Below are 24,833 nucleotides of genomic sequence, written 5' to 3' on the forward strand. Positions count from 1 at the left end.
GTTAAGAAATAGCAGTCTGCAGCCCATTCCAGGCTGCAGACTGCTATTTCTTACTATTTTTTTATTTTCCTTATTTGAATGCTGTTACTTAAGCAATATTTATATTGAACAAGCTTCTTTTTTCTTTTTCTTCCAATGCAATTTAGCCACAATCCATTCTACAACCACAAATAATACCGGGATGAGGAAGATGCCAAAAGCCGTAGCAATCGTCATACCGCCAACAACTGCAGTTCCCATCGCCATTCTCGCGCCGGCACCGGCACCGCTTGCCACCGCCAGCGGCAGGCACCCGATAATAAAGGCAAAAGACGTCATCAGGATCGGACGGAGACGCAATCCTGCAGCTTCAATAGCAGCTTTGACCGGGTCCATCCCCTTATCTACCCTGACTTTAGCAAATTCAACGATCAAAATCGCATTCTTAGCGGCTAAACCGATTAGCATAATCACTCCGATCTGCATATAGACGCTGTTTTGCAGATTCATAGCATATTGAGACAATAATGCCCCGAAAATGCCGGTTGGCACAGAAAGCATGACAGCATACGGAACGCTCCAGCTCTCATACAGCGCTGCCAGACATAAAAAGACAAATACCAAGGCTAATGCCAAAATCTGCATGGTTGTACTGCCTGCCTTCTTTTCCTCCCGGCTTTGCCCTGACCATTCCACGCTAAAACCGGAAGGCAGCTTTTCTTTTGCCAGTTTCTCCATGACAGCAAGGGCTTGCCCTGAACTATAATTTTCTCCTACCGAGCCATTGATCTGAATGCTGCGGGCAGCATTGAATCGGGAAATAATGGACGGTCCTGTCGTTAGCTTCGGTTTTATCAAGGTATCTAACGGAATCATAGATCCATTCGAGGATCGGACATAAATAAAGCGCGTCATGTCAGCTTCATTGCGGAACATTGTATCGGCCTGCATAACCACTTTATAGGTACGGTTAAATTGGTTGAAATCATTCACCTGGGTACCGCCAAAATTGACCTGCAGCGCCGTAAATACATCGTTTAACGCAATTCCCAAATTTTTTATCTTTTCCCGGTCAACTTCAAATTCATAGCCGGGAGAATCACTTTTATATGTGGAGTATACTGCACTCACTTCCGGGAGCTGATTGGCTGCAAGCACGAATTCTTTCGTAATCGCATCCAATTCTTCTTTGCTGTGACCGGTCATATCCTGCAATACCATAGTAAAACCGCCGACCATCCCCAGACCTGGCAAAGAAGGCATGTTAAAGGCCATAATTGAAGCTTCCGGAAACAGGTCCGCTTTGCTCTGAACCTGGCCGATGATGGAATCAATCTGGGTTTCAGGGTCTTTTCGGCTACTCCACGGTTCGAGCCCAACAAACAGGACTGCCGTGTTGGCTTTAGCAGCATTTGACAAAATATCAAAACCCGCAATCGCAATAACCTGCTCAACACCTGCTTGTTCTCTAATTTCTTCAGCCACCTGATCGGTTATGACCTGCGTCCTATTCATACTCGCACCTTCCGGCAGATTGACAGCTACCGCAAAAAAGCCCTGATCTTCATCCGGTACAAACGTGGTCGGGACAATTTTATACAGGTACACCGTCCCCACTAAAATGATCAACAAGAAGATATAACAATATTTCGCTTTGGAGATTAATGATTTCACCGTTTCACTATACGCACTGGTAGTTCGGTCAAACCAGTCATTAAATTTTTCAAAAAATCTGCCCAGAGCACTATCCTTTGCCTGTTCTTTGTAGGGTTTTAATAATAGGGCACACAGTGCCGGGGTCAAGGATAAAGCGACTAGAGCAGACAAAGCCATCGATACCGCGATCGTCAGGGCAAACTGGCGATAGAGAACCCCCACCATGCCGCCGATGAAAGCAACCGGAACAAATACGGCCGCCAATACAAACGCAATGGCAATAACGGGACCAGACACTTCGTCCATTGCTCGCTTCGTGGCCTCCACCGGTGTCATTCTATTATAGCGGATATGATGCTCCACAGCTTCAATAACGACAATAGCATCGTCGACAACCAATCCAATCGCCAATACCATAGCGAACAGCGTCAAGGTGTTAATCGAAAATCCAAGAAGCACGAAGGCACCAAACGTACCAATTAATGATACGGGAACGGCCAGCATCGGAATCAGCGTTGCCCGCCAGCTTTGCAGAAAAAGAAATACTATGATCATAACGAGGGTCATCGCTTCAAAGAAGGTTTTAACCACCTCGTACATAGATTCGGCGATAAAATTTGTATTATCAAAGACAGGTCTATATTTCATATCCGGTGGAAAATTTTCGGCTGCTGCTGCCACAGCTTTTTTTACTCCTGCAATGGTATTCATTGCATTCGCATCGCTGGTAAGCTGAATACCCACTGCAACCGCATTGGCCCCATCCTGTTTTGAGGAATAATTCAATTCTTTTCCGGCATTCTCGACTCGCGCAATATCTTTCAGATAAACAAAAGAACCATTCGGCTGAGCCTTCACGATAATATTTTCAAAATCAGCAATACTTGCCAAACGCCCTTGCACTTTAGCGGTATATTGAAACTCCTGCTTTTTGGGTACAGGCATGGCGCCGATTGTACCGGCTGGTGCCTGGACATTCTGTTCCTTGATGGCCTCAATCACGTCGGCGACTGTTAACTCCAGTTCCGCCATGCGATCCGGGTTAATCCAGATACGCCGGGAAAAATCCGCCCCCAGAATCATCACATCGCCGACACCGTTGACCCGCTTAATAGCATCTTTTAAGTAGACATTGAAATAATTAGTTAAAAATACACTGTCATAGGTGCCCTTGGGCGAATAGAAGCTCAGCATCATAGCCATGTCAGAAGATGCTTTTCTGGTGGTAATGCCAGCCGCGGTTACTTCTGCCGGCAAATTGGCATTGGCCTGGGCGACACTGTTCTGTACCTTAACAGCAGCTATGTCTCCATCGATGCCCAGATCAAAGATAACTTCCAGACTATAGGCACCCGAATCATCGGAATTTGAACTCATATAGTTCATGCCCTGGACACCGTTAACCTGCTCCTCCAGCACCTGGGCTACCGTCTGATTAACAACTTCAGCGTTCGCGCCAATATAGGCTGCCGACACTGATACTGTAGGCGGCTGGATTTGCGGGTACTGAGCAATGGGAAGATTTAGTCCGGCAATCATTCCCGCTACCACAATCATAATGGAAAGAACAATTGCAAAAATTGGACGCTCAATAAAAAATCTTGCCACGATTATGTACACCTCCTAGGAGTTAATTGATAGCTCCAACTCATCGGGAGTGACGATAGTCACATCAAGTGCCATCCCCTCCTGAACCTTTGTCAGCCCTTCTACAACAACTGTGTCATTTGCGGTTAATCCTTCTTTTATAAGGTAATAACTGCCCACCTTTTCTCCCAGAATCACCGACCGGGGCTCTGCTGTATTGTCGGCATTGACAATTGTGACGAGGGATTTATCCAAAACCTGCTGCACAGCCCGCTGGGGAACCAGTATAGCATTTCTTTCTGGTATGCCAGGGATTTTCACTCTGGCAAACATCCCAGGGATTAATATCCCATCAGGATTAGCAAAAGAGGCTTTTAACGTCAGTGTTCCACTATTATTGGCCAAGCCTCGATCTGCCTGCGTGACTTTCCCCTTTATCGGATATACTGCACCATTGCTTAATGTAATCATGACATCTTCGCCCCAGCCGCTGTTGGCAATATGATTCTGCGAAACCTGCCGCAAGTTAAGATATTCATTTTCACTCATGTTAAATTGCACAAATACCGAATCCAGAGCACCCATCGTGACTAACGTGGTACTCCCTGCCTGCACATAGGTTCCCACGCCGACATCATTTACATCAATGCGTCCGTCGATTGGCGAAACAACCAAGGTACTGTTTACATCATCCTGCGCCTTTTTTACTAGTGCACGGTAAGAAGCCACTAAAGCCTCATTCTGGCGTTCGGTCGCTTTCTGAGTAGTCAGACGCTGCTCCGAAATGGCTGCTGCATTCAGCAGATTTTGATATCGCTCCGTATCAATCCGTGAGTTTTCCCAATTGGCCTCGGCTTGTACCAGCTGCGCTTGGGCAGAGAGCAATGTACTTTCATATTGAATGCTGTCGATGCGAAACAAGGGTTGCCTCTTTTTGACCACATCACCGCCGGAAACCATTTTTTCCACAATATTGCCTGACACACGTGCCTGAATTTTCACTTCATTTTTTCCCTGTACCTGTCCTGCATATTCATTGGCTCTCGTTACATCCTGCTGGATAACCTTTATTGCTTTAACCGGCACTGCTTTTTCCTGCACCATCGTCTTCGTGCCGCCACATCCCGTAATGATCAAACCAATCATTATAGCACCCAATCCTACACAGTAACTCTTCCTAAATTTTGCTGAAAGCACAATTTTCCACCCTCCCTATTTGTTAACGATATTGCAGCATTGCTTTGCTGCGCCACCAAGTTATATCGGTCCATCAGCCTTATATACTTCTAAAATTGACCAATTTAGAGCTATGTATTATGATAAACTATACAGTAGTTGTATAGTCAAGAGGAGGATTTTACATCATGCATGATTTTTTACAAAAAAAATTTACTACCGGCCAATTTGCTGCTCTGTACGGCGTCAACAAGCGCACCTTGATGTATTATGACAGCATTGATTTATTCAAGCCGGCTATCGTGAAAAAAAACGGGTACCGCTATTATACGTATGGGCAAAGCGGTGTTTTTGACGCGATTCAACTGCTACGCAAACTCCGTGTCCCATTGGAAGAGATCAAAAAACATTTGGTACACTGCACTCCGCAAAAAACACAAACGTTGCTGTATAATCAAAGTCAAATGCTGGAGCAAGAAATTGCCGAGCTTATATGGCTGCAAAGAGTTGCACAGAATAAGATCAGCAACATGGAAGCAAACCTGGAAATGGATTGTTCTAAAATCGAAATTATTGAATCAAAAGCACAAGCAATCGTAGTCAGCGAATCGACTGCCGAAATGTCCATGGAAGAAACAATGAAAGTTATGCTGAAATTTATGCGTGACTGCTATCATACTCGAAATTATTGTGGATACCCCCTTGGCTACATGATGGATACTGACAAAGTACTACAAGGAGATTTCTGCCAATTGACCAATTACTTTTACCGTATTGATGAGAAAAACAGTAAAGCCATAAATTGGACTTTTAAGCCTGCCGGCCGTTACCTTGTGAGCTATTACAGAGGATCTTGGGCGGAGATGGATCCAACCCTTCAACAACTTTCGGACTATGCAAATAATCACGGACTTACATTCATTGGACACGCCTATCTGGAAAGTATCCTGGATGATACTACGGCAGTCGTTGAAGATCCCTACTATTGCGAAGCTAAAATTTCAATTTTATTGAAATAACTCAGCTTCTCGCCATTTCAATTCTTCTTGACTATTCAGCTACCGTATAGTTTATATTGTAATAAGGTTAAGAAATAATCACGCTAGGTCGTGCCGCCCAGGTTACGGAGGAGGATAGCCATGATAAAAAACAAACCGCGCATTAAATATCATATTTAAAGCTATACTAAAGCATAACGACCGCTTTATTATTTAACATTGGAGGATACAAAATGAATGGATACGCATTATTAGCGGCGGCTATCGTTTGTGAAATTTTCGCAACCTCAATGTTGAAAGCTTCTGCAGGTTTCTCAAGGCTCATACCTAGCATTTTATTTGTCGTAGTCATGGGAGCTTCGTTCTATGCACTCTCACAGGCATTGACCCAAATCCCGCTAAGCATAGCTTATGCCATTTGGTCAGGACTAGGAACAGCATTGACAGCCCTGGTAGCCTTATTGGTTTGGAAGGAATCTATTAATATTTACACTATTGCTGGTATAGTATTAATCATTATTGGTGTAGTGTTGCTTAATTTAAAAGGTGCTGGACATTAGTTGCATGTATACGCAGTTACCTGCACACTCAAATAATGTCCAATAAAAAAAAGCTACCTCACTAATTAAGAGTAAGGCAACCGTTGTGGGTAGCTATATTATGACGATGAATTGGATTTTAGCATGTAGTGCTGCAATCGTCTTCACAGCCGCAGAACAACAAAAGAATAATAATTATGACGATGACAAACCAACAGCCGCCGCTACCACCGCCAAATCTCATATTTATTCCTCCTTTCCAACATAATTGGTTTACATTATATATTATGTTTTTTGAGGATTTTTGGTTACAGGATTGGATATTCAAATAAATAAAAGAAAAAGAGCCGTCTAGCTAATTTAAAATGTACCCGATAAAGTAGACTTTAAAAAAGTCTACTTTATCGGGTACATTTTAAATTGAGATAAGACAGTGTTTTCGTGTGGATAAAGCTGTTAGTAACACCTATTTTCGTGGATAACTTTACCATATATGTAATATATATACCATTTATTAAGATCCACAACTATTGCAAGATCAGCGTCACATGAGCGACCCAGCCATCAAGAACATCAAATACTTACAAATTCACGTGTGCGCTTAGAATTCTTAAGAGTACTTATAAGAAATTGTACTAGAAATGGCGGGTTGCTTTAGCCATGCTGATATTCTGGAAAACAAACCTATCAAAGATTATTATAAGAAATGACAAAATGCAGCATGGTTAAAGAGGAAGAGGGGTTGGCATATTTATGTGGACGATCCCCTTTGAAACGAATGGAATCGTAATCATTCAAATGATGAGCCTCCCCGTCTACTTCCACTGTCAATTGACCGGACATGACGGTAACAAATTCCATCACTCCCGGTTGGTGTGCCTCTGACAGATACTCCCCTCGAGGCTGTAAGTATCCCCTATAAAGCTCAATCAAACCATGAGAACGAAACAAAGGCTCAGCGACAAATACATCATTTGAACTAATCAGCTTCATCCCATCTTTCTTTCGACTGATGGAGACATCCGATTCGATAGACAATAGAAAATGCTTAATTACTGGATTCTTATCGGATTGCTAGCAGCTTCTACCTATATATCACGCATCATAGGAATCGAATCATGGCAGGGCGAGAGATGAATGCTACCTTGCGATTATATTTTAATTATGTTCCTATTGGAATTATTTCAGCACTTATTATTAAACAAATCGTAATACCAATGGATGGTCAACTAGCTATTTCATTTCCGGTTCTTATTGGGTGTCTTTCCACAGCAGTAACAATTAAGGTACTAAACATGTTTCTTCCCTCTGTTATGATTGGAGCAATCCTTGGATGGGCAGCTCGTTATTGTATGAGTTAAATTGATTCACCATCTCCGGCAGTAAAGCCCCTTCCAAAATGGAATTGGAAGGATGATATAAAAAAAATATAAAGCCACGAAACTCGTGGCTTTATCAGCAGGTTAAATGATTGAGGCGATCCATAACTTTGTAAATCCTTTTAGCCCATAAAGACTATTAATAAACTAGCAGCCAACCATAAAATCATTTAAGTGATCAGCATAAATTTATTTCTTTAATACCTCAGGATTTACACACGTATCTGGCATTTGTCCATTAAGCACTTTGATGATATTATCTACGGCAATAGCCCCCATTTTTAAGCGAGTATCCATTGTTGCTGATGCGATATGTGGGACTATAACCACATTATCCAAATCGCTCAATCCTGGGGCAATTCTTGGCTCTTCTTCAAATACATCAAGTCCTGCACCCCAGATTTCTTTTTCTTGCAAAGCTTTTACTAGTGCAATTTCATCTACTACTGGCCCCCGGCTAGCATTAATGAGAACCGCCGTCTTCTTCATCATCTTCAATTCTTTCTCGCCGATGTAGTGATGAGTCTCAGAAATCAGCGGGACGTGCAGAGTAAGGAAATCCGATTCTTTCAACAAGGTTTCCTTATCTACAAATGTAGCTCCAACCTGCTTTTCAAATTCCTCATTGCGGCAAACATCTGTATAGATGATCTTCATATCAAATCCCTTGGCCTTGCGGGCAACATTCTTCCCGATTCTCCCCAGTCCAGCAACACCGAGAGTCTTCCTGTCTACGTCAAGACCAATAAAGAACATGGGAGCCCATCCCTGCCACTTTCCATCACGCAAAAATTTATTGGCCTCAGGAATACGGCGAGCCATCGACAGTAATAAAGTGAACGTAAGCGTGGCTGTAGATTCATCTAATACTCCTGGAGTATTTGTAAGAATAACGCCCCGTTCCGTGGCCGCAGCAACATCAAAATTATTGAAGCCAACAGCATAGTTGGCTACTATTTTCAATTGTGGACCGGCAGCATCAAGAACTTCACTATCGATTGTGTCTGTTAACAAAGAGATAACTGCATGTTTCCCTTTGAGTTTTTCCTTTAACTCCTCTTTACTCAATGCACGATCTTCTTGGTTAACCTCCACAGCAAAATGTTTACGCAGTTCCTCAATGTTGTCTTCGGGTATCATCCTAGTCACATATACACTTGCCTTTGTCATAATAGCCCCTCCAAATTTTTCTCAATTTTATCAGTAAATATCCAAGTAATTCTATCGTTTCACTTCTACCTGTGCCATTTTCTCGTAATATCGAATCAGCGAACCATGATCATCGTCTCCCATGCCATCGACTTTGAGAGCTTGCATCATTTCCATCACAGCGGCCGTCATCGGCAAGGGTACACCTACTCCATGGGCAGTGTCCATTACGTTGTTTAAATCCTTGATATGCAGATTGATCCGAAACCCAGGATCGAATTTACGGTCCATGACTAGAGGAGCTTTGGCATCAAGAACAGTACTGCCTGCCAAACCACCTCGAATGGCCTGGTAAACCAATTCAGGCTGAACTCCTGCCTTAGCCGCCAACACCAATGCTTCCGACATGCCGGCAATATTGATTGCCACAATGATTTGATTCGCCAGTTTGGTAACGTTGCCTGCACCGATATCACCTGTTAAAACAACTGATCCAGCCATCGTTTTCATAATGTCATAACAGCTGTCAAATACATGACGTTTACCACCAACCATGACTGATAACGTACCATCAATCGCTTTGGGCTCACCACCACTAACAGGTGCATCTAACATTTCAATACCGCTTTCAGCCAGTTTCATAGCGACTTCACGGCTAACCAAGGGGGAAATAGAACTCATGTCAATTACGATTGCTCCAGGTTTAGCTCCCTCAACAATACCGTCTTTACCAAGTACAACTTGCTTCACTTGGGGTGAGTTGGGCAACATGGTGATAATAATATCCGTCTGAGAAGCAACATCTTTAGGAGTTAACGCTAACGTCGCCCCGCATTGTACAACCTCGTCCACAGCAGACTGAACTACATCACACACCACAAGGTCATAGCCTTTTTTTAAAAGATTTTTACTCATTGGTTTTCCCATAATCCCTAATCCAATAAATCCTATCTTCATTTACTCTCACTCCTTGTAATCTACAGTTAACTAAAGGTTATTGCCGCCTTATTACCTGCTAAATATCTTTAATCATTTTGGCCATCATATTAGCTATTGCTAAATCCTCCTGGGGCTTAAGCCCACTGATTCCAGCTCCACCTACCATATTACCAGCAGCATCTTTTAAAACAGTACCGCCAGGCAGACCCGTCAGCCGTTGATCACAGAAGTAGCTTGCCGGCACATTTTCACGATGAAGCCGTTCTAGAAAAGCATCCGTGTCCACTCCCATACGCGCTGCAGTATATGCTTTTCCCTGTGACAGCTCAATGCTCCGAACGGGTGCTCCGTCCATACGGCCAAAGGCGATCAAGAATCCATATTTATCACATACAGCCACGCAAATTGGAGCGTTAAATTCAATAGTCGCCTTCTCAATTGCTTTTGAAACCAAATCCTGTGCCACCTGTAGACTTATCTCCATTTGTCCTCACTCCTTTACTCTTTAACGTTATGTACATCTTTACAATAAAGACTGGCATCCAATGCTGCTTGATCAGGTCCTTTTTTATGATTCTTTTTGTACATCCATGAAGTCAGCAGAGGAGTTAAAACTGCAGTAACAATAACAGATGCGGCCACTTGAACCGTTGCGATGGGAGCAATTGCGATATATGCATGGTCAGCCATTGCCACAGCTGACGGAACAGCTGCTGCATTGCCAGCGGTACTAGAAGCGGCAGCTCCTGCAATACCCGATCCCCCCAATTTCTTGTCTGCGAGAATGCAGACGAAACCCGTGACAGCCCAAACAAATACGCCTAATACTATGCCCTGGATTCCTGCCGATAAGACAGAATTAAGATTAATGTTTTGCCCCAGGGTAAAAGCCATAAAAGGAACGATCAGTGGCTCATGATCACCGAAGAATTTACGCAGGTCTTCGTCAAGGTTTCCCAATATAGCACCCATTAAAATGGGCGCTACAACCGACCACATGGTAAGCCATGGAATATTTGCAAGGCCGGCACCAACAAGGAATAGCATCGTCAGAAATGGTCCTGTCTCAATACTCTGAGGTACATAAGTTCCAGCATCCTCTTTACTTCCCATTACACTAGTCAGCGCCAAGAACATACCGCCGTTCGTATCGCTCATGGCTGCCATTACAGCCAAAGCCGAAAGTCCAAAAAGATCACCGTTAAATAGCCTTGATACCGCAAAAGCTATAATAATTGCAGTACCTACCTTCGCGCTAAGAATACCAAATCCTCGCTTTAACATGCTAGGAGCCGTTTTCAATGTCATCTTGGTACCGCATACGAATAAATACATACCCAGAACGGTAGGATAACCGATACCACTTAGAGCTTCAGTGAACCCGCCAATCTTAAGCATTGTAGGAAAAAACGTGTTAATAACCATACCGATAAATAAGGGAACTACCATAAGTCCGCCTGGCACGCGGCTTATTGACTTCATAATTTTCATTTTCTTACGCTCCTTATTTCTGAAATATTCAGATGGTATTTATTTTTCTTTACATATGGTTATGATAAATCGTGAAGGCCTTCACTTAATTATTAATGCAAAATTCGTGCCAACTTCCAAACTCAACAATATTGTAGAAAAAGATAAAGAAACCCACACATGCTGCTTGTTTTTTATGCGGCATGTGTGGGTTTTTAAAGCATTTTATTAAATATCTGATTCTCGGACAGCAAAACGGTTTACAGTCATTCGGTCGATACCCAGACGACGGGCTGCCTGACTCTTGTTCCAATCTTCCTCTTGTAATACTCGACGAATGACCTTGCCTTTAATTTCTTCAAATGTGCCACGAATTAATTCGTCATCACCCGATTCCAGTTGATCTTCTTGGAGATGTTGGATTTCCTCAACCATCAGCCGTACTGTCGGTAGATGAATTTGGCCCTGTACAGCAGCAAGGACAATACGCTCCATAACATTCTTTAACTCTCTAATATTACCGGGCCAGGAATATTCACTAAGCAAATGATTGATTTCCCCGGGTAATTCCATGATGCCTTTGCCATGTTCGACGATAAAATAGTTAAAGAAATATTCGGCAAGAAGGGAAATATCCTCTGGACGCTCGCGCAGCGAGGGGATGGGAAGGTTGAGCACATTCAGTCTATAATATAGATCATTACGAAAACTGCCTGACAGCACTTCTTTTCTCAGATCAATATTCGTTGCCGCAATCACTCGTATGTTAACCGGAATAAGCGAATCGGAGCCCAGGCGCATTACCATTCGTTCTTCAAGTACTCGGAGCAATCGAGCTTGAAGCCCTTTTTCCATATCACCAATCTCGTCGAGAAAGATCGTCCCGTTATGAGCCAATTCAAAAAGTCCAATTTTACCACCTTTTTTTGCACCAGTGAAAGCACCTTCGACATAGCCGAATAACTCACTTTCCAACAACTGAGAAGGTAGTGCCGCACAATTTACGGCGACAAAAGGTCCTTTAAAACGAAGGCTGTGAGCATGGATGCTTTGAGCAAAAAGTTCTTTGCCTGTACCACTTTCCCCTTGAATCAGTACAGTTGCACCTGTTAAAGAATAGCCCCGCGCAATCTCGATAAGCTTCTTCATTCGAGGATCCTTTGTCAAGATATCACTAAATACGTATTTGGTCACAAGGCCTTTCCCATAGAGACTTTGACGGATCGTTCGCTCTGCATCCTGAATCTGGGTTACTTCCTGGAATGTTGCCACTACACCTTTCACAGCTCCATCGACATTGATAGAAATCCGATTCGTCAGAATATGGCCTTCCGGAACTTTTTGCAACTGACCAATCTCATCTTGTCCAGATTTTAGTACTTCATCGATTCGAGTATCCCTGAAAACTTTGGTGATTTGCTGCCCCAGAACTTGACTCTGCTGAACATGGAATATTTTTTCCGCAGCCGGATTTAAGAGAGTAATGCTTCCATGCTCATCGGTTGCTAAAATTCCATCATGTACAAAGTTAAGTATAGCCTGAAGCCGTTGAGTAGCCTTCTGTTCTTCTTCTTGAACCCGCAGCAAATTCATTGCATCTTCTACCGCTGGTAAAATTGATTCTCGGCTGGAAGTAATTAAACGCACATCAAGTGTTGGAAATTCTAAATGAGTCATGACACTCGTATCACCGATGAAAGTATTGACACCGTATTCTTCCATCAGGTATTTTACCTGAGCACGGACATTCTCCCAGTTTGTTGTAACACCATCTGCAAGAATGACCTCGTGAATGGAGATACCGAGAACCTGAGCTGCTGCCCGGCAGCCCGTGACTGCATTCTGGTATCCTAAAATACCTAAAACTCTTCCGGGACCAGACACGGGGTATATGTTACGGAATATGTCGTATCCAGTTACCCTGATCTCCACCACGGGAATTTTAACGTGCCGCCGAATCATCGATGCTGTACCGCCGCGGCTAATAATTATCTTTGCTCCCGCCTTTTCAGCTTTCACCGCTTGTTTCGTTCCCTCTTCTAAACTCCCTTCCAGTACATCGATGGGTAGATCTAATTCCTTTTTGATATCGCGTACTAATTGAGCAAATTCTTTGTAAGTCGCCACCAAGCAAATACTATTCTTCATACTTTCCATCCCTTTCGGATGTATATTTTTCATTTCCCACAACCGAATTATTTCTATAGAAATGCCCACAGACCACACTCTGCTAACATTAGATTGATTTGACTTTCTTTGCTTTTAAGGGAATATCACTACTAAATTAGTATATCATTTCCACTTTATTAATAAATATAAAATTATGAAAATTGCAAAAACATAACAAACACTAAGCCCAAGGTGGACAGGCTCCTGCTATTTTCTTGCTTTGGAATAAAGTAAATATTCCATATCCTTGCCATTGTAATGCTTGATAAAAGAGCTTTCATATTTCATTTCCGCATTTTCAGCTACTTTTAGTGCAGAAACGTTATTTGACCGTATACATGCATATACTCTATCTACGTTTAACTCTCTAAAAGCTATTATTTCTATGATACAATATTATATCAGTTTTGATTCTTAGTAAACATTATTAGAAAAATATCAATACATCCTATCCCTATTTGAAATGCAAACGGCCTCAACTCTTGAAAATACAAGGGTTGAGGCATCTTTCATCGTTACAAATGGTATGCTGGTCCATGTTCGGGTTAAACGGAGATTTTAACAGAGTTGGCTATTTTATCTGAATGTATCAAAGTAAAAGCACCTTAAAAAAACCTCAGTTAATGTATTGGATTAACCTGTGAATCCTCCAATAGTTCAATATAGCCTTTTGTTCCGTTCACTCGAATTCTCTGCCCGTCCTGAATGAGAGTGGTCGCCTGCTGAACGCCGACAACGGCTGGAATGCCATATTCCCGGGCAACAATCGCACCATGAGTCATCAGTCCCCCGACTTCGGTAACCACGCCGCTTGCCGATACAAAGAACGGCGTCCAGCCAGGATCTGTAAAGGTGGCTACCAGGATATCTCCTTTGTCCAGCTTCGCTTGCTCCGGTTTTAGAATGACCCGGGCGCGTCCTTCCACCACTCCAGCAGATACAGCTATTCCGGGTAAAGATCCTGTCGGTGCATCCTGCTGGCCATAGCTGCCATAGATGATTTCCCCTTCACTGGTCATCACTCTGGGCGGCGTAAGTTTTTCATATTCCAGGTAATTTTCCTTACGATCAGCAATCAATTGCTGATCGGCATGAGCGGTCCGAATCACTTGTTCCAACTCAGTAAGAGACAGATAATATACATCTTCGGCTTGTTTAAGTACACCCTGATGAACCAGTTTTTCCGCTTCTTCCATAATCGCTTTTTTATAGAGATCAAAGTGGGATACGATGAAATATTTGGGATACTCTCTAAAACCGGCCAGCCCCCGATAGGTTTTAATGAGCTTATCCATAATTTTGGCTTTTACGGTGCCGCCTTTTATCTTTTTTAAGCGGGTTGACAGGCTTTTGGCCGCTTCTTCCGCCAGTTTCTCGCCTTTAGCAAACTTAAGGCGATGTTCACCCGGCTGTACGCTTTGAATATGGCTTAAAATTGCCGGGATAAGCTGGCTGGGTTTTTCCCGCCAGCGGGGCCGTGTAATATCAATTTCCCCGGTACACCGCATACCATATTGCTGGAGAAATTCCTCAAAAACCGGCTTCACATGATGGCCGCCTTTAACCGTTCCCAGCCCCGTCAGCAACGTATCGTCATCAGCCTGATGCAGATAAGTAATCACAGCGGGATACTGCCGAATGATATCGGCAAGATCGCCAAGGGCCAGCCCCATTTCACTGGTATTATTTCTCGGCGGTGATTTTCCCAAATCCTCAGTTTCTTTGCTGTCCCCCAGCCACCGTTTACTTAGGCGGTCAATTAATTCGAAGGAAAGCATACCCGCCATAAACGGTCCCATCATTTTGCCATGCAAAACCCAGGTAAGCATTTCTGTTTTATCCCTGTCAATAAACCTGATTCTGTCGCCGCCGGAAAGCTGCCGCAGCGTTCGCTTCGCTTCAGAAATTTTCTCTTCAGCCCAACCATAGACGTGATAAGCCTGACTTGGGTCGTTGGTCGTCATATTTTGAATCGTTCTCATTGCCGGCCCGGCAAGTTTTTTTAGTTGGGCAAAACTCATTCTGGGCTGTCCTTCCGGTTGAAGTAAGGCGACAAGGTCACGGCGGTTTTTGATCTCGTCGATGGCGCTGCCCATCAAAGCATCCATTCTATCCAGGCCTGTTTGTTTTTTTTCAGGACTGCAAGAACTGGTAATATCACCAAATAAACGTCCGCCAGCCATAACCAGGATGTGATCATAGGGTTCCGAAAACTGGAACAGCGACAGTCCCAGCGGCTTCATAGGGTCAGTCATCATTTGCTGATGCCCAAAGGAGGAGAATACATGAAACCGGTTATCGGCAAGTTTAGGTACCGGATAGAGCGTAGTAATCGGCCTGCTTTGTACAATATAGAAAATGCCGTCAGCAAAGCACCATTCGATGTCCTGGGGAGATCCAAAATACTGTTCGATATGTTTACCAATTGCCGCCAATGTAAGCACTTGTTCATCGGTAAGCGCCTGGCACTTAGGCATTTCGTCAGGCAATGCCCTTTCCCTTGTTCCCCCCTCCGGTGCAGCGTATATGGCGATTTTTTTATCACCAATCTGTTTTGTCAGAATTTTATTGTCCTTCACCTTGTAGAGGTCCGCGTTAACCATGCCGCTGACCAATGCTTCGCCCAAACCAAAGCTCGCATCAATGGAGACAATCTTACGATTGCCGTTTACCGGGTCGGCAGTAAACATAATCCCTGATACTTCCGGAAAAACCATCCGCTGTACCACCACGGCCAGCAAAACTTGTTTATGATCAAATCCGTTTCGAGCGCGATACACGATGGCGCGATCGCTGAACAACGAGGCCCAGCATTTCCGGACATGATCAACAATGGCGTCAATTCCTTTAATATTCAGGTAGGTATCCTGCTGGCCGGCAAATGATGCGCCGGGCAGGTCTTCTGCTGTCGCGCTGGAGCGAACGGCATAAGCATAATCTACTCCTGTTTCCTGCCAGGCCTGACCTATCTGCCGCCGGATTTCGTCCGGCACCGGCAGACTTTCCATATGCTGTCGGATGCGCTGCCCTAATAGTTGGATCGCATCAGAGTGTTCAACATCCAAATCGTTGAGTTGGTCTAAAAAACCGGCCAATACAGGACTTGCCTTGACAAAATATTGATAGGCTTCTGTGGTGATGCAAAAGCCTGGCGGTACTTTCACATTATCAATCTTGGAAATTTCTCCTAGATTTGCCCCTTTTCCGCCCACCAGCGGCAAATCCTGTTTGCTGATTTCAGTAAAAAAAAGTGTATAAGTTAGCATGCTTCCCCCCTAGTTTTCATGCAAAAGTATATAATCAATGCTCTGTTTAGTATTCGTCCGTAACAACAAATGTATTCTCATACTGAATAATTTGGGATATGAAGTTAGAAACTAAGCTATGCCAATACATTTCCCCTTTGTTGGTGATTGCAATAGAGATAAAGTGTCTTTTCTGTACAAAGGCCATCAAATATGGAGGGAGCTTGATTCGGTGCGATTACTTTGGGACTGTTTAAAACCGTATAAACTGCCTGTTTTTGCGCTTTTATTGTTTTTGATTATCCAGTCAGCCTGTGAAGTTCTGTTGCCCACCCTGGTAGCGGACTTAATTAATCAGGGCATTCAAAGGGCTGATACCGATTTTATTGAAAAAACAGGAATGAATATGCTGCTGGCGGCCATCGCAGCTATGGTTTGCTCTTTGGCCTCCGGTTTAATTTCAGCCCGTATCTCCACCAGGATTAGTGCAGATTTACGGCAGCAAATTTTTTTTAAAGTGCAGGAATTTTCCTCCAATGAAATGGACCTGTTTGGGGTTTCTTCGCTGATCACCCGTACCACTAATGACATTACCCGGATTCAAACTTTTTTACTTTATTTGTTGAAGATGGGTATACTTACGCCGTTAATGATGCTTAGCGGCATTATCATGGCTGTTTTCACCAGCGGTAAGCTGTCCCTTGTTCTCATTATTACCTTACCGGTTATGTCTTTGGTTATCGCCTGGATTCTGGCCAGCATGATGGGCTACTATCGAAGTATGCAAGCTCAATTTGATTTACTCAATTTGGTATTACGCGAGAATCTTACCGGAATACGCGTCATTCGGGCCTTTAAACAGACCCGCCATGAAATGGAGCGCTTCGAAGGAGTCAATGGCGAATACACCCGCTTGTCCATTCATACCCAGCAGCTGATAGGCATTTTAATGCCAGCGGTTACCATTCTGATGAATATAACCACCATTGCGGTCATGTTTTTCGGCAGCAGACTTGTCATGAACGCAACGATGGATGTAGGCAGCCTGGTCGCTTATGTGCAGTATATCACCCAGATTCTGTTGTCGGTGATGATGACGTCCATGCTTTTTATGATGTATCCACGGCTGATTACTTCACTCACCCGGATTATCACCGTATTGGAAACCAGTTCCAGCATTGTTGACGGCTCCCGGGCTGAGGCCAGAATTCATACCGGCATTGTAGAATTCAACCATGTATCTTTTACTTTTCCCCAGGCGGAGGAGGCTGTTTTAAAGGATGTATCCTTTACTGCTTATCCTAATCAAATGACGGCCATTATCGGCAGTACAGGCAGCGGAAAATCCACCATTGCCAAACTGCTGCTGCGTTTTTATGACGTCACCGCCGGTCAGATACTGATTGATGGGGTAGATATCAGGGACTATACGCTGCATAATCTGCGTGAGAAAATCGGTTATGTTCCGCAGCAGGCAGTGTTATTTTCCAACACCATTGCCGGAAATCTCCGCTTCGGCAAAAAGAATGCCAGCAGGGAGGAACTGCTTAAGGCTGCCGGCATTGCCCAGGCAACCGAGTTTATCCAGGCTAAAGAAGCAGGACTTGATACCCCCATTGCTCAGGGCGGCACCAATGTGTCCGGCGGTCAGAAACAGCGTCTGGCCATTGCCCGGGCTGTGATTAAAAAGCCGGCTGTCTATTTGCTGGACGATAGTTTTTCGGCACTGGACTATAAAACCGATCGGGCGGTACGCCAGGCATTAAAGTCTGAAACAAAAGACGCAGCCCTGATTGTCATTGCCCAGCGCATCAGCACCATTATTCAGGCGGATCGCATTGTGGTTCTCAACGAGGGGGAAGTCGCCGACACCGGCAACCATGAAGAGCTGATGAAACGCTGCGGCATCTATCAGGAAATCTTCAGATCGCAGTTTCAGCAGGAGGGGCTACTATGAGCAATAAGCCAGGTTCTTTTTCAAAGCCCCCGTCAATCATCGGAGACGCTGAGAAGCCGCGAAACTTCGGCAATACAGGCAGACGTCTGTTGCGCTATTTTAAACAATTAAAAGGGAAATTATTAGTCGCCATTTTAATGACGGTGTTAAGCACGGTGTTTACTGTTTTGGCACCGGAAATTTTAGGCCGAGTGACGACACAGCTGTACATAGGTGTGACTACAGGTATTTTTCTCTGGGACAAGATGATAACAACGCTGCTGCTATTAACCGTTATCTATTTGATTTCCCAGGTGTTTGCCTTTGCACAGAATTTCCTGATGGCCGAGATCACATCCCGTATTATTTATCTGATCAGAACAGACCTCAATATAAAGCTCAATCGGCTGCCACTGCGGTTTTTAGACAGCAAAACCCATGGTGAACTATTGAGCCGGGTTACCAATGATGTTGAAACCGTTAGTTCTACCTTGCAGCATAGCTTTACCCAGATTATTTCTTCTCTAACCACCCTGGCGGGGATCTCTGTCATGATGTTGATCATTAATGTCTGGATATCACTGGTAGCTTTTGCGGTTATACCCCTCGCACTGCTTACCTCATCAATCATCATAAAAACATCCCAAAAATACTTTATCAATCAGCAGGCTTTTATTGGCGCGATGAACGGACATGTGGAAGAAATGTATACAGGCTATAGCATCGTGAGAAGCTTTAATTACGAAGAAGAAGCTAAGACCCGCTTTAGCGACTTAAATAAAAAAATCCTGAAAAATTCATGGCGCGCCGAATTTTTATCAGGGATACTATCGCCTTTGGCCGCATTTTTAGGCAATATCGGGTATGTAGGCGTTGCTGTTCTGGGCTGTTTTTTTGCCATTCGCGGTCAAATTGAAGTTGGACAAATCCAGGCTTTTCTGCAATACGTCAAGCAGTTTAACAATCCTATCAGTATCATTTCCAATGCAGCGGGAACTTTGCAGGCCGCACTGGCTGCTGCGGAAAGAATTTTTGAAATTTTGGATGAAGCGGAGGAAAGCGCCGAGCATCCCAATCCGGTAAAGCTGGAAAACGTCCAAGGCAATGTTTCCATCCGGCAGGTAAACTTTTCTTACCTGCCCGGTCAGCCTGTCATCCGTGATTTTAATTTAGAGGTCAAAAGCGGTCAAACGGTCGCCATCGTCGGTCCCACCGGATCAGGCAAAACAACGCTGATCAATTTGTTTATGCGTTTTTATGATGTGGATGACGGCAGTATTAAAATTGACGGTATTGATATCAGGGATATGAAACGGGATGATTTGCGCGGCATATTTGGCATGGTACTGCAAGATACCTGGCTGTTTAATGGAACCATTGCAGAAAATATCGCCTATGGAAGGCAAGGGGCCACCCGGCAGCAGGTTGTTGACGCCGCCAAAACCACTTATGTCCACCAATTTATTAGAACATTACCGAATAGCTACGATATGCGGATTAGTGAAGATGCCGGCAATATTTCTCAAGGGCAGAAGCAATTACTCACCATTGCCCGGGCCATTATCGCCGACCAGCCAATTCTCATCCTGGATGAAGCCACAAGCTCCGTAGACACCCGCACAGAGGTTCTCATTCAAAACGCGATGAATAGGATGATGCAGGGCAGGACAAGCTTTGTTATTGCCCACCGGCTGTCTACCATTCGTAACGCGGATATCATCCTGGTACTGAATCACGGGGATATTGTGGAAAAGGGCAGCCATACAGAGTTGATGGTGAAAAAGGGTTTTTACTATGATCTTTACAACAGTCAGTTCGCGGCTGAGGATGCCGGATCTGTATAACGTAAAATCCCCTTCCTGTTTTGCTTAAGGTATGATATGTTAATGCGCTTTGACGATGCGGTTTTAATTGAACCTTTTTCAGTAGGAACCCATGGAAAAAATGTTCCTCAGACTAAACCGGAAAATCAAGTGGTGATTTATGGCGCCGGAACCATCGGTCTCTGTGCCCTAAGCGGCTTAATTGCCCAGGGAAACAAAAAAGTAGCCGTATTGGATGTGGATGATAGGCGTTTGGAAATTGTAAGGGAAATAGGCGGAATAGGATTTAATCCGACATCAGGAGATGTGCGTAATTTCTTAATTGAACAATTCGGGGAAATAAAAAAATCCCATGGACATTCGGCAATCAACATTGATGTGGCGGTTGACTGCGCCGGCACGCCGAATATTCCAGAGGATTTTCTGAATTATGCATTTAATCCATAGGATTCATATTTTCTCACTCATAATCATTTGGTAAAGCTTCTTTTAACACATTTAAAGACTTCTTTATTCCAGTTAGTGGCGACATTGTTAAATCTTCCATTTCTAAGCTGACCGATCCGGTATATCCAATCATGCTGAGAACAGAGAAAAATTCTTTCCACCACTGAACACTATGACCATGTCCCAATGCCACATAATTCCAAGTACGTTGAGAAAATTGATCGATTGTTTTTGTATCTAAGACCCCATCAGACTCTAAAAGACTTCGTTCCATGCGCGCATCCTTCGCATGGACATGATATATGCGCTCTGCCCCTAATTTGCGTACAGCCACAATAGGATCTCCTCCCATCCAAAACAGATGGCCTGGATCTATGTTCATCCCAATCATGGGACCTACCGCATCCCGAAGCCGTATAAGCGTTCCAGGGTTATAAACTAATTGATATCCATGATTTTCTAAAGCAATCTTTTCGATCCCATGTGATTTCGCTCTCTCTACCGCAGTCTGCCAATAAGGGATGAATACTTCATTCCATTGCCAATTTAAAATTTTCGTTGTAATTGGAGGCCAGCTACTTGTAATCCAATTAGGTGTTACATCCGTGGGAGAACCACCAGGCAAGCCAGACATCATTACAATATGTTTTATATTGAGCTTTTCAGCCAGTTGAAACGTTTTTTCAACAACTTTTTGATGCTCTTTTCCTTCTTCATTTGGCGCAAGTTGATTGCCTGAACAATTCAATGTTGCTAAAGTAAGTCCACGCTTTTCGATTTCTTCCATAAAAGTATTACGCGCAGTTTTATTTTCGAGCATATTATCTAAATCAATATGCGGAGCTTTTGACCAATTTCCACAAGCAATTTCAATTGAATCAAATCCCAACTCTGCTGCAGTATCCAACATTTCTTCAAAAGACATATATCCTAAGCTATCTGTATTAAAGCAAAGATTCATGGTATTCACCTCAAAAATTTATTTTTTATAAAAATCAGGCATAGATTCCAAGTTCATTCTTACAATACTTTGTGTATCGCGTGCTTTGGATGCGGCCTTAGCAGTTACTTGTCCAACATAGCCATCCCAAGCACTTGGTCCTGTTAAATGTCCATTTTTACAAGAATTAATCCATTCTTGAAATTCAATATTGTAGGCATCAACGAAACGTTCCGACCAATCATGACAAATTCGAGTTATACGCGAATTGTTGGTCCTGACCATTGCATTCGGTGGTTCCGGTAAATTCAAAGAACCTTCTTCACATACAATTTCACATTTTATATCATATCCATAACGGCAATTCACAAAAGACTCAACATCAATTCTCACACCTGATTCAGTCGTCAAATACATAATTTGTGGATCACGTAAATCACCTTCCGCATGACGAGTCGATTTTGGAAAAACAACTTCTACTGTCGCATAATTTTCATTGAGTAACCAACGAAGCACATCAATTTCATGAATCATCGAATTTTCGACAGACATAGGAGTTGTAAATCCAGGCGCATCATAATTACGGTGTACGCAGTGAAGCATCAAAGGAAGTCCATATTTTCCAGATTCAATCAACTGTTTCAACTGGCAATACCCTGGATCATAACGGCGCATAAAACCGACTTGTACAAGATGTTTTCCACCAGCAATTTCCGCTTCTATAATACGTTTGCAGGCCTCAGGTTCAGGCGCAAGCGGTTTTTCGCAAAAAACATATTTTCCGTATTGAATAGCTGCCATAACATATTGTTCATGAAACGGGTCAAGCGTTGTTACGATAACAGCGTCAATATCATTAGAGGCAATCATATCTTCTCCACATTTATAAGCATGGAGTTCATAATTCTTAGCAACCGTTTTACAAAAATCGAGATTCACATCTGCGCAGGCAATAACACGGCCTCCTTGTAATTTTTGATTTATTCGTTCGATATGCGTACGTCCAATAGCACCTGTTCCAACTAACCCTATTCTCAATTGTTTCATACCTAAGACTCCTCTCATTTATAAAGCTTATTACTCATTTTTTCAATTGGTACAAACAAAACACAATACGTTTTTTATAAAAACTTATCACAACTTGATAGTTCATGAACCTTAATTAATATTATAATTAGTATCATTTTTTTCTGTTATTATTATCTTGCTGTAATTTTCAGAATAATCATAATAGATCTTATTTTATTTCTTATTTGTTATAATATCTTGCAAAAAAAATGCACAGCATCATAAACATGACAATACTGTGCATTTTAAAATCATTTATTTTTTTTAAAATGTATTCTATAGTCTTTAGGGGAAATACCAACATACTTTTTGAATATCGCACTAAAATGAACACTACTGCCAAATCCAAGACTTTCTTCGATCTCTCGAATTAAAAGATGCGTTTCCATTAAAAGACTTTGCGCTTCTCCGATACGCCGGTGAATTATATACTGAATGGGAGATAAACCCGTTTCATGCTTAAAAACATGAGATAATTGCGAAGGACTAATATGAAGACTGTGGCTAATATTTTCCAGTTTAATCGATTCTTTATAGTGTTCATCGATAAACTCCGTAATTTTACGTACAAGGTTTTCTTTTTTTTGTTCATACTCCATATTCCCATTCTCTTTTTGTGTTACTATTTCTTCATAAACTAAAAGCAAAATACTTATAGCCAAATAATGTGAAACAATATTTGCTGATGTCATGTAAAGTTCATGCAATACGGGCATAAGTTGATGTAAACGCTTAGATGTTTCTTTTGAAGAAAAAATAGGTTTATGACTATAATTGATTAGGCAGTTTGGAGGCAATCCTTTTATGTCAATACCAGAGAGAGCACAACAATACGTCTGCATATTATGCTGCTGAAAAGGAGCTTCTCCATGAAGAATTCCCGCATTACAAATAATGAAATCACCAGAATTCACAGCATATTCTCGATTACCTACAAGATATCGCCCTTTTCCGCTATATACATAAAGAATTTCGAGCACATTTTGATGAGAATGAATCATATGTGCATGTTTTTGACTATATGTTTCATTAACAAAAAAGGTTCCTTTCAATTCAATATTATTTAGTGTAAATGACAACATAAGCTTTTTGTTCATCTCCAAATACCTCTCTTGATAAAATTATATCTTATTAAATTAGTTGATCATTCTTATGCTTCCATAGACTGTTTTTTCCCCTTAGCAACATACAAACCTGAAAATATTATAATAGCACCAATAAACTGCAGCCACCCAAAGCTCTCTCCGAGAAATAGGTAACTGATTGCAACAGCAAAGACTGGTGGCAGGTTATTATATAACGATGCCTTGGTGCTGCCTAATATTCCTGTGCCCCATATCCATAGACAATTACCCAAGCATAGAGGAAAAAGGCCAGAATATAATATGCTGGCCCAACCTGGCCAGGGTACAGATTGCCAATCAGTTGCCAGTACGGCGGGAAGTGATATTAATAGGAAGAGTCCAGTAGAAATTAGAAGTATATATGCGGTTATCTGATATGCCGAATAAGCATGTATCAGTAGACGAGAAAAGACGGTATAGTAGCCGTAACTCATTTGGGCGGCGAGTAACATCAGTGCCCCCGTAATATGTCTTTCGCTCAGACTGATTTCTTTACCAGTACCAGCCACCATAATAACGATCCCCCCAATCGAGACCAGTATACCAACCATCGCCGCCTTACTAATACGCTCAAGTCGGTGAAAGTGGTTAATAATGGCTACACTGACTGGCAAGCAGCCAAGAATGAGCGATGCGTTTCCTGCTGTTGTAATCTGCACACCTGCAGTAAAAAAAAGTTGAAAGAAGAAAAAACCCAGACTAGAAACGAGTAATACTTTCCAATCTTCTCGCCGCAGCGTTTGCCAGCTCCCTATGCGTCTTAGCACTCCCCAGCCAACTACCAACGCAACCAGCATGCGAATTGCATTATAAGGCATAGGATCTACATACAGAAGACCAATTTTCATTGCCGGCGGATTTAACCCCCACAAAAAAGCAACAAAAGCTAAAATGAAATGAACTTGCATTCCTGCCACCCCCAATTTCTTTCCTTTGCAATATAGCACTATACTATTAACCTGATTATCTTGTGTTACTCTCCTTGTAGCTCTCCCCACCCAAGCTTCGGAGGAACGATTCCCAGGATATGGCTTTGCGTATCGAGTCAAACGGCATTTTTTTATCCGTTATTATATCCTATAAGCGATACCTTTTAGTTAATACTATCAATTAATAATTAATTGGTCAAAATTTACATTTGGAAGTAATGTAAAGAGCAGGCTTATCACAATGGAAAGTTTGTTGAAGTTACGCCGGTGCGAATGCAGC

The 24,833-nt window shown here is 42.8% G+C and carries 19 protein-coding genes; 6 read left to right on the forward strand and 13 right to left on the reverse strand.

The annotated features are described in order from the left end of the window. Positions 1 to 99 precede the first annotated feature (99 nt). A complete protein-coding gene (locus FR7_RS21730) occupies positions 100 to 3,243 on the reverse strand; it encodes an efflux RND transporter permease subunit (protein WP_007950824.1) in 3,144 nt (1,047 codons plus the stop codon). 15 nt (positions 3,244 to 3,258) lie between these two features. Further along, positions 3,259 to 4,419: an efflux RND transporter periplasmic adaptor subunit gene (locus FR7_RS21735; protein ID WP_007950826.1), complete on the reverse strand. Its 1,161-nt coding sequence runs from the start codon at positions 4,417 to 4,419 to the stop codon at positions 3,259 to 3,261. A gap of 167 nt (positions 4,420 to 4,586) precedes the next feature. Between FR7_RS21735 and FR7_RS21740 the strand changes: the two genes are divergently transcribed. Then, positions 4,587 to 5,417, forward strand: coding sequence for a MerR family transcriptional regulator (locus FR7_RS21740; RefSeq protein WP_007950827.1), 831 nt, complete (start codon positions 4,587 to 4,589; stop codon positions 5,415 to 5,417). 197 nt (positions 5,418 to 5,614) lie between these two features. Further along, entirely contained in the window at positions 5,615 to 5,956 is a 342-nt protein-coding gene (locus tag FR7_RS21745) for a DMT family transporter (RefSeq protein WP_337453687.1), read from the forward strand. 666 nt (positions 5,957 to 6,622) lie between these two features. On the opposite strand, the gene FR7_RS21750 is transcribed toward FR7_RS21745, so the two are convergent. Further along, on the reverse strand, positions 6,623 to 6,973 hold the full coding sequence (locus tag FR7_RS21750; protein ID WP_040543391.1) for a cupin domain-containing protein: 351 nt from the start codon (positions 6,971 to 6,973) through the stop codon (positions 6,623 to 6,625). Positions 6,974 to 7,053: 80 nt separating this feature from the next. On the opposite strand from FR7_RS21750, the gene FR7_RS21755 reads away from it, so the two are divergent. Then, positions 7,054 to 7,296 (forward strand): AzlD domain-containing protein, encoded by a 243-nt coding sequence (locus FR7_RS21755; RefSeq protein WP_007932983.1) that lies wholly within the window; start codon positions 7,054 to 7,056, stop codon positions 7,294 to 7,296. A 207-nt stretch (positions 7,297 to 7,503) separates the two neighbouring features. Here the strand turns inward: FR7_RS21755 and FR7_RS21760 are convergent, their stop codons facing one another. From FR7_RS21760 to rph, 6 genes are all read right to left on the reverse strand, one after another. Next, complete coding sequence (locus FR7_RS21760) at positions 7,504 to 8,484, reverse strand: 2-hydroxyacid dehydrogenase (protein WP_007950829.1); 981 nt, start codon at positions 8,482 to 8,484, stop codon at positions 7,504 to 7,506. Positions 8,485 to 8,535: 51 nt separating this feature from the next. After that, positions 8,536 to 9,420, reverse strand: a complete 885-nt coding sequence (gene garR / locus FR7_RS21765; RefSeq protein ID WP_007950830.1) for a 2-hydroxy-3-oxopropionate reductase — start codon at positions 9,418 to 9,420, stop codon at positions 8,536 to 8,538. A gap of 58 nt (positions 9,421 to 9,478) precedes the next feature. After that, entirely contained in the window at positions 9,479 to 9,886 is a 408-nt protein-coding gene (locus tag FR7_RS21770) for a GlcG/HbpS family heme-binding protein (protein ID WP_007950832.1), read from the reverse strand. Positions 9,887 to 9,900: 14 nt separating this feature from the next. Continuing rightward, entirely contained in the window at positions 9,901 to 10,893 is a 993-nt protein-coding gene (locus FR7_RS21775) for a 2-keto-3-deoxygluconate permease (RefSeq protein ID WP_007950835.1), read from the reverse strand. A 207-nt stretch (positions 10,894 to 11,100) separates the two neighbouring features. After that, positions 11,101 to 13,089: a sigma 54-interacting transcriptional regulator gene (locus FR7_RS21780; protein ID WP_007950837.1), complete on the reverse strand. Its 1,989-nt coding sequence runs from the start codon at positions 13,087 to 13,089 to the stop codon at positions 11,101 to 11,103. 572 nt (positions 13,090 to 13,661) lie between these two features. Continuing rightward, positions 13,662 to 16,307, reverse strand: coding sequence for a rifamycin-inactivating phosphotransferase (gene rph / locus FR7_RS21785; RefSeq protein ID WP_007950839.1), 2,646 nt, complete (start codon positions 16,305 to 16,307; stop codon positions 13,662 to 13,664). Positions 16,308 to 16,518: 211 nt separating this feature from the next. Between rph and FR7_RS21790 the strand changes: the two genes are divergently transcribed. Genes FR7_RS21790 through FR7_RS21800 form a run of 3 tightly spaced genes read left to right on the forward strand, consistent with a single transcriptional unit; the run spans position 16,519 to position 20,492 of the window. Continuing rightward, entirely contained in the window at positions 16,519 to 18,243 is a 1,725-nt protein-coding gene (locus FR7_RS21790) for an ABC transporter ATP-binding protein (RefSeq protein ID WP_007950841.1), read from the forward strand. Beyond that, positions 18,240 to 20,066 (forward strand): ABC transporter ATP-binding protein, encoded by a 1,827-nt coding sequence (locus FR7_RS21795; protein WP_007950843.1) that lies wholly within the window; start codon positions 18,240 to 18,242, stop codon positions 20,064 to 20,066. The genes FR7_RS21790 and FR7_RS21795 overlap by 4 nt, the downstream gene beginning before the upstream one ends. Before the next feature lie 36 nt (positions 20,067 to 20,102). Beyond that, positions 20,103 to 20,492, forward strand: coding sequence for an MDR/zinc-dependent alcohol dehydrogenase-like family protein (locus FR7_RS21800; RefSeq protein WP_007950845.1), 390 nt, complete (start codon positions 20,103 to 20,105; stop codon positions 20,490 to 20,492). 13 nt (positions 20,493 to 20,505) lie between these two features. Here FR7_RS21800 and FR7_RS21805 read toward each other — a convergent pair whose 3' ends face one another. The 4 genes from FR7_RS21805 to FR7_RS21820 form a co-directional block, all read right to left on the reverse strand. Beyond that, positions 20,506 to 21,453 carry a sugar phosphate isomerase/epimerase family protein gene (locus tag FR7_RS21805; RefSeq protein ID WP_007950846.1) on the reverse strand — a complete coding sequence of 316 codons (948 nt, stop codon included), beginning with the start codon at positions 21,451 to 21,453 and terminating at the stop codon, positions 20,506 to 20,508. A gap of 18 nt (positions 21,454 to 21,471) precedes the next feature. After that, a complete protein-coding gene (locus FR7_RS21810) occupies positions 21,472 to 22,479 on the reverse strand; it encodes a Gfo/Idh/MocA family oxidoreductase (RefSeq protein ID WP_007950847.1) in 1,008 nt (335 codons plus the stop codon). Positions 22,480 to 22,751: 272 nt separating this feature from the next. After that, positions 22,752 to 23,597 (reverse strand): AraC family transcriptional regulator, encoded by an 846-nt coding sequence (locus FR7_RS21815; RefSeq protein WP_007950851.1) that lies wholly within the window; start codon positions 23,595 to 23,597, stop codon positions 22,752 to 22,754. A gap of 53 nt (positions 23,598 to 23,650) precedes the next feature. Then, positions 23,651 to 24,532, reverse strand: a complete 882-nt coding sequence (locus FR7_RS21820) for a DMT family transporter (protein ID WP_007950853.1) — start codon at positions 24,530 to 24,532, stop codon at positions 23,651 to 23,653. Positions 24,533 to 24,833 lie beyond the last annotated feature (301 nt).

This window comes from Pelosinus fermentans DSM 17108 (assembly GCF_000271485.2).
Taxonomy (GTDB): Bacteria; Bacillota; Negativicutes; order DSM-13327; family DSM-13327; genus Pelosinus; species Pelosinus fermentans.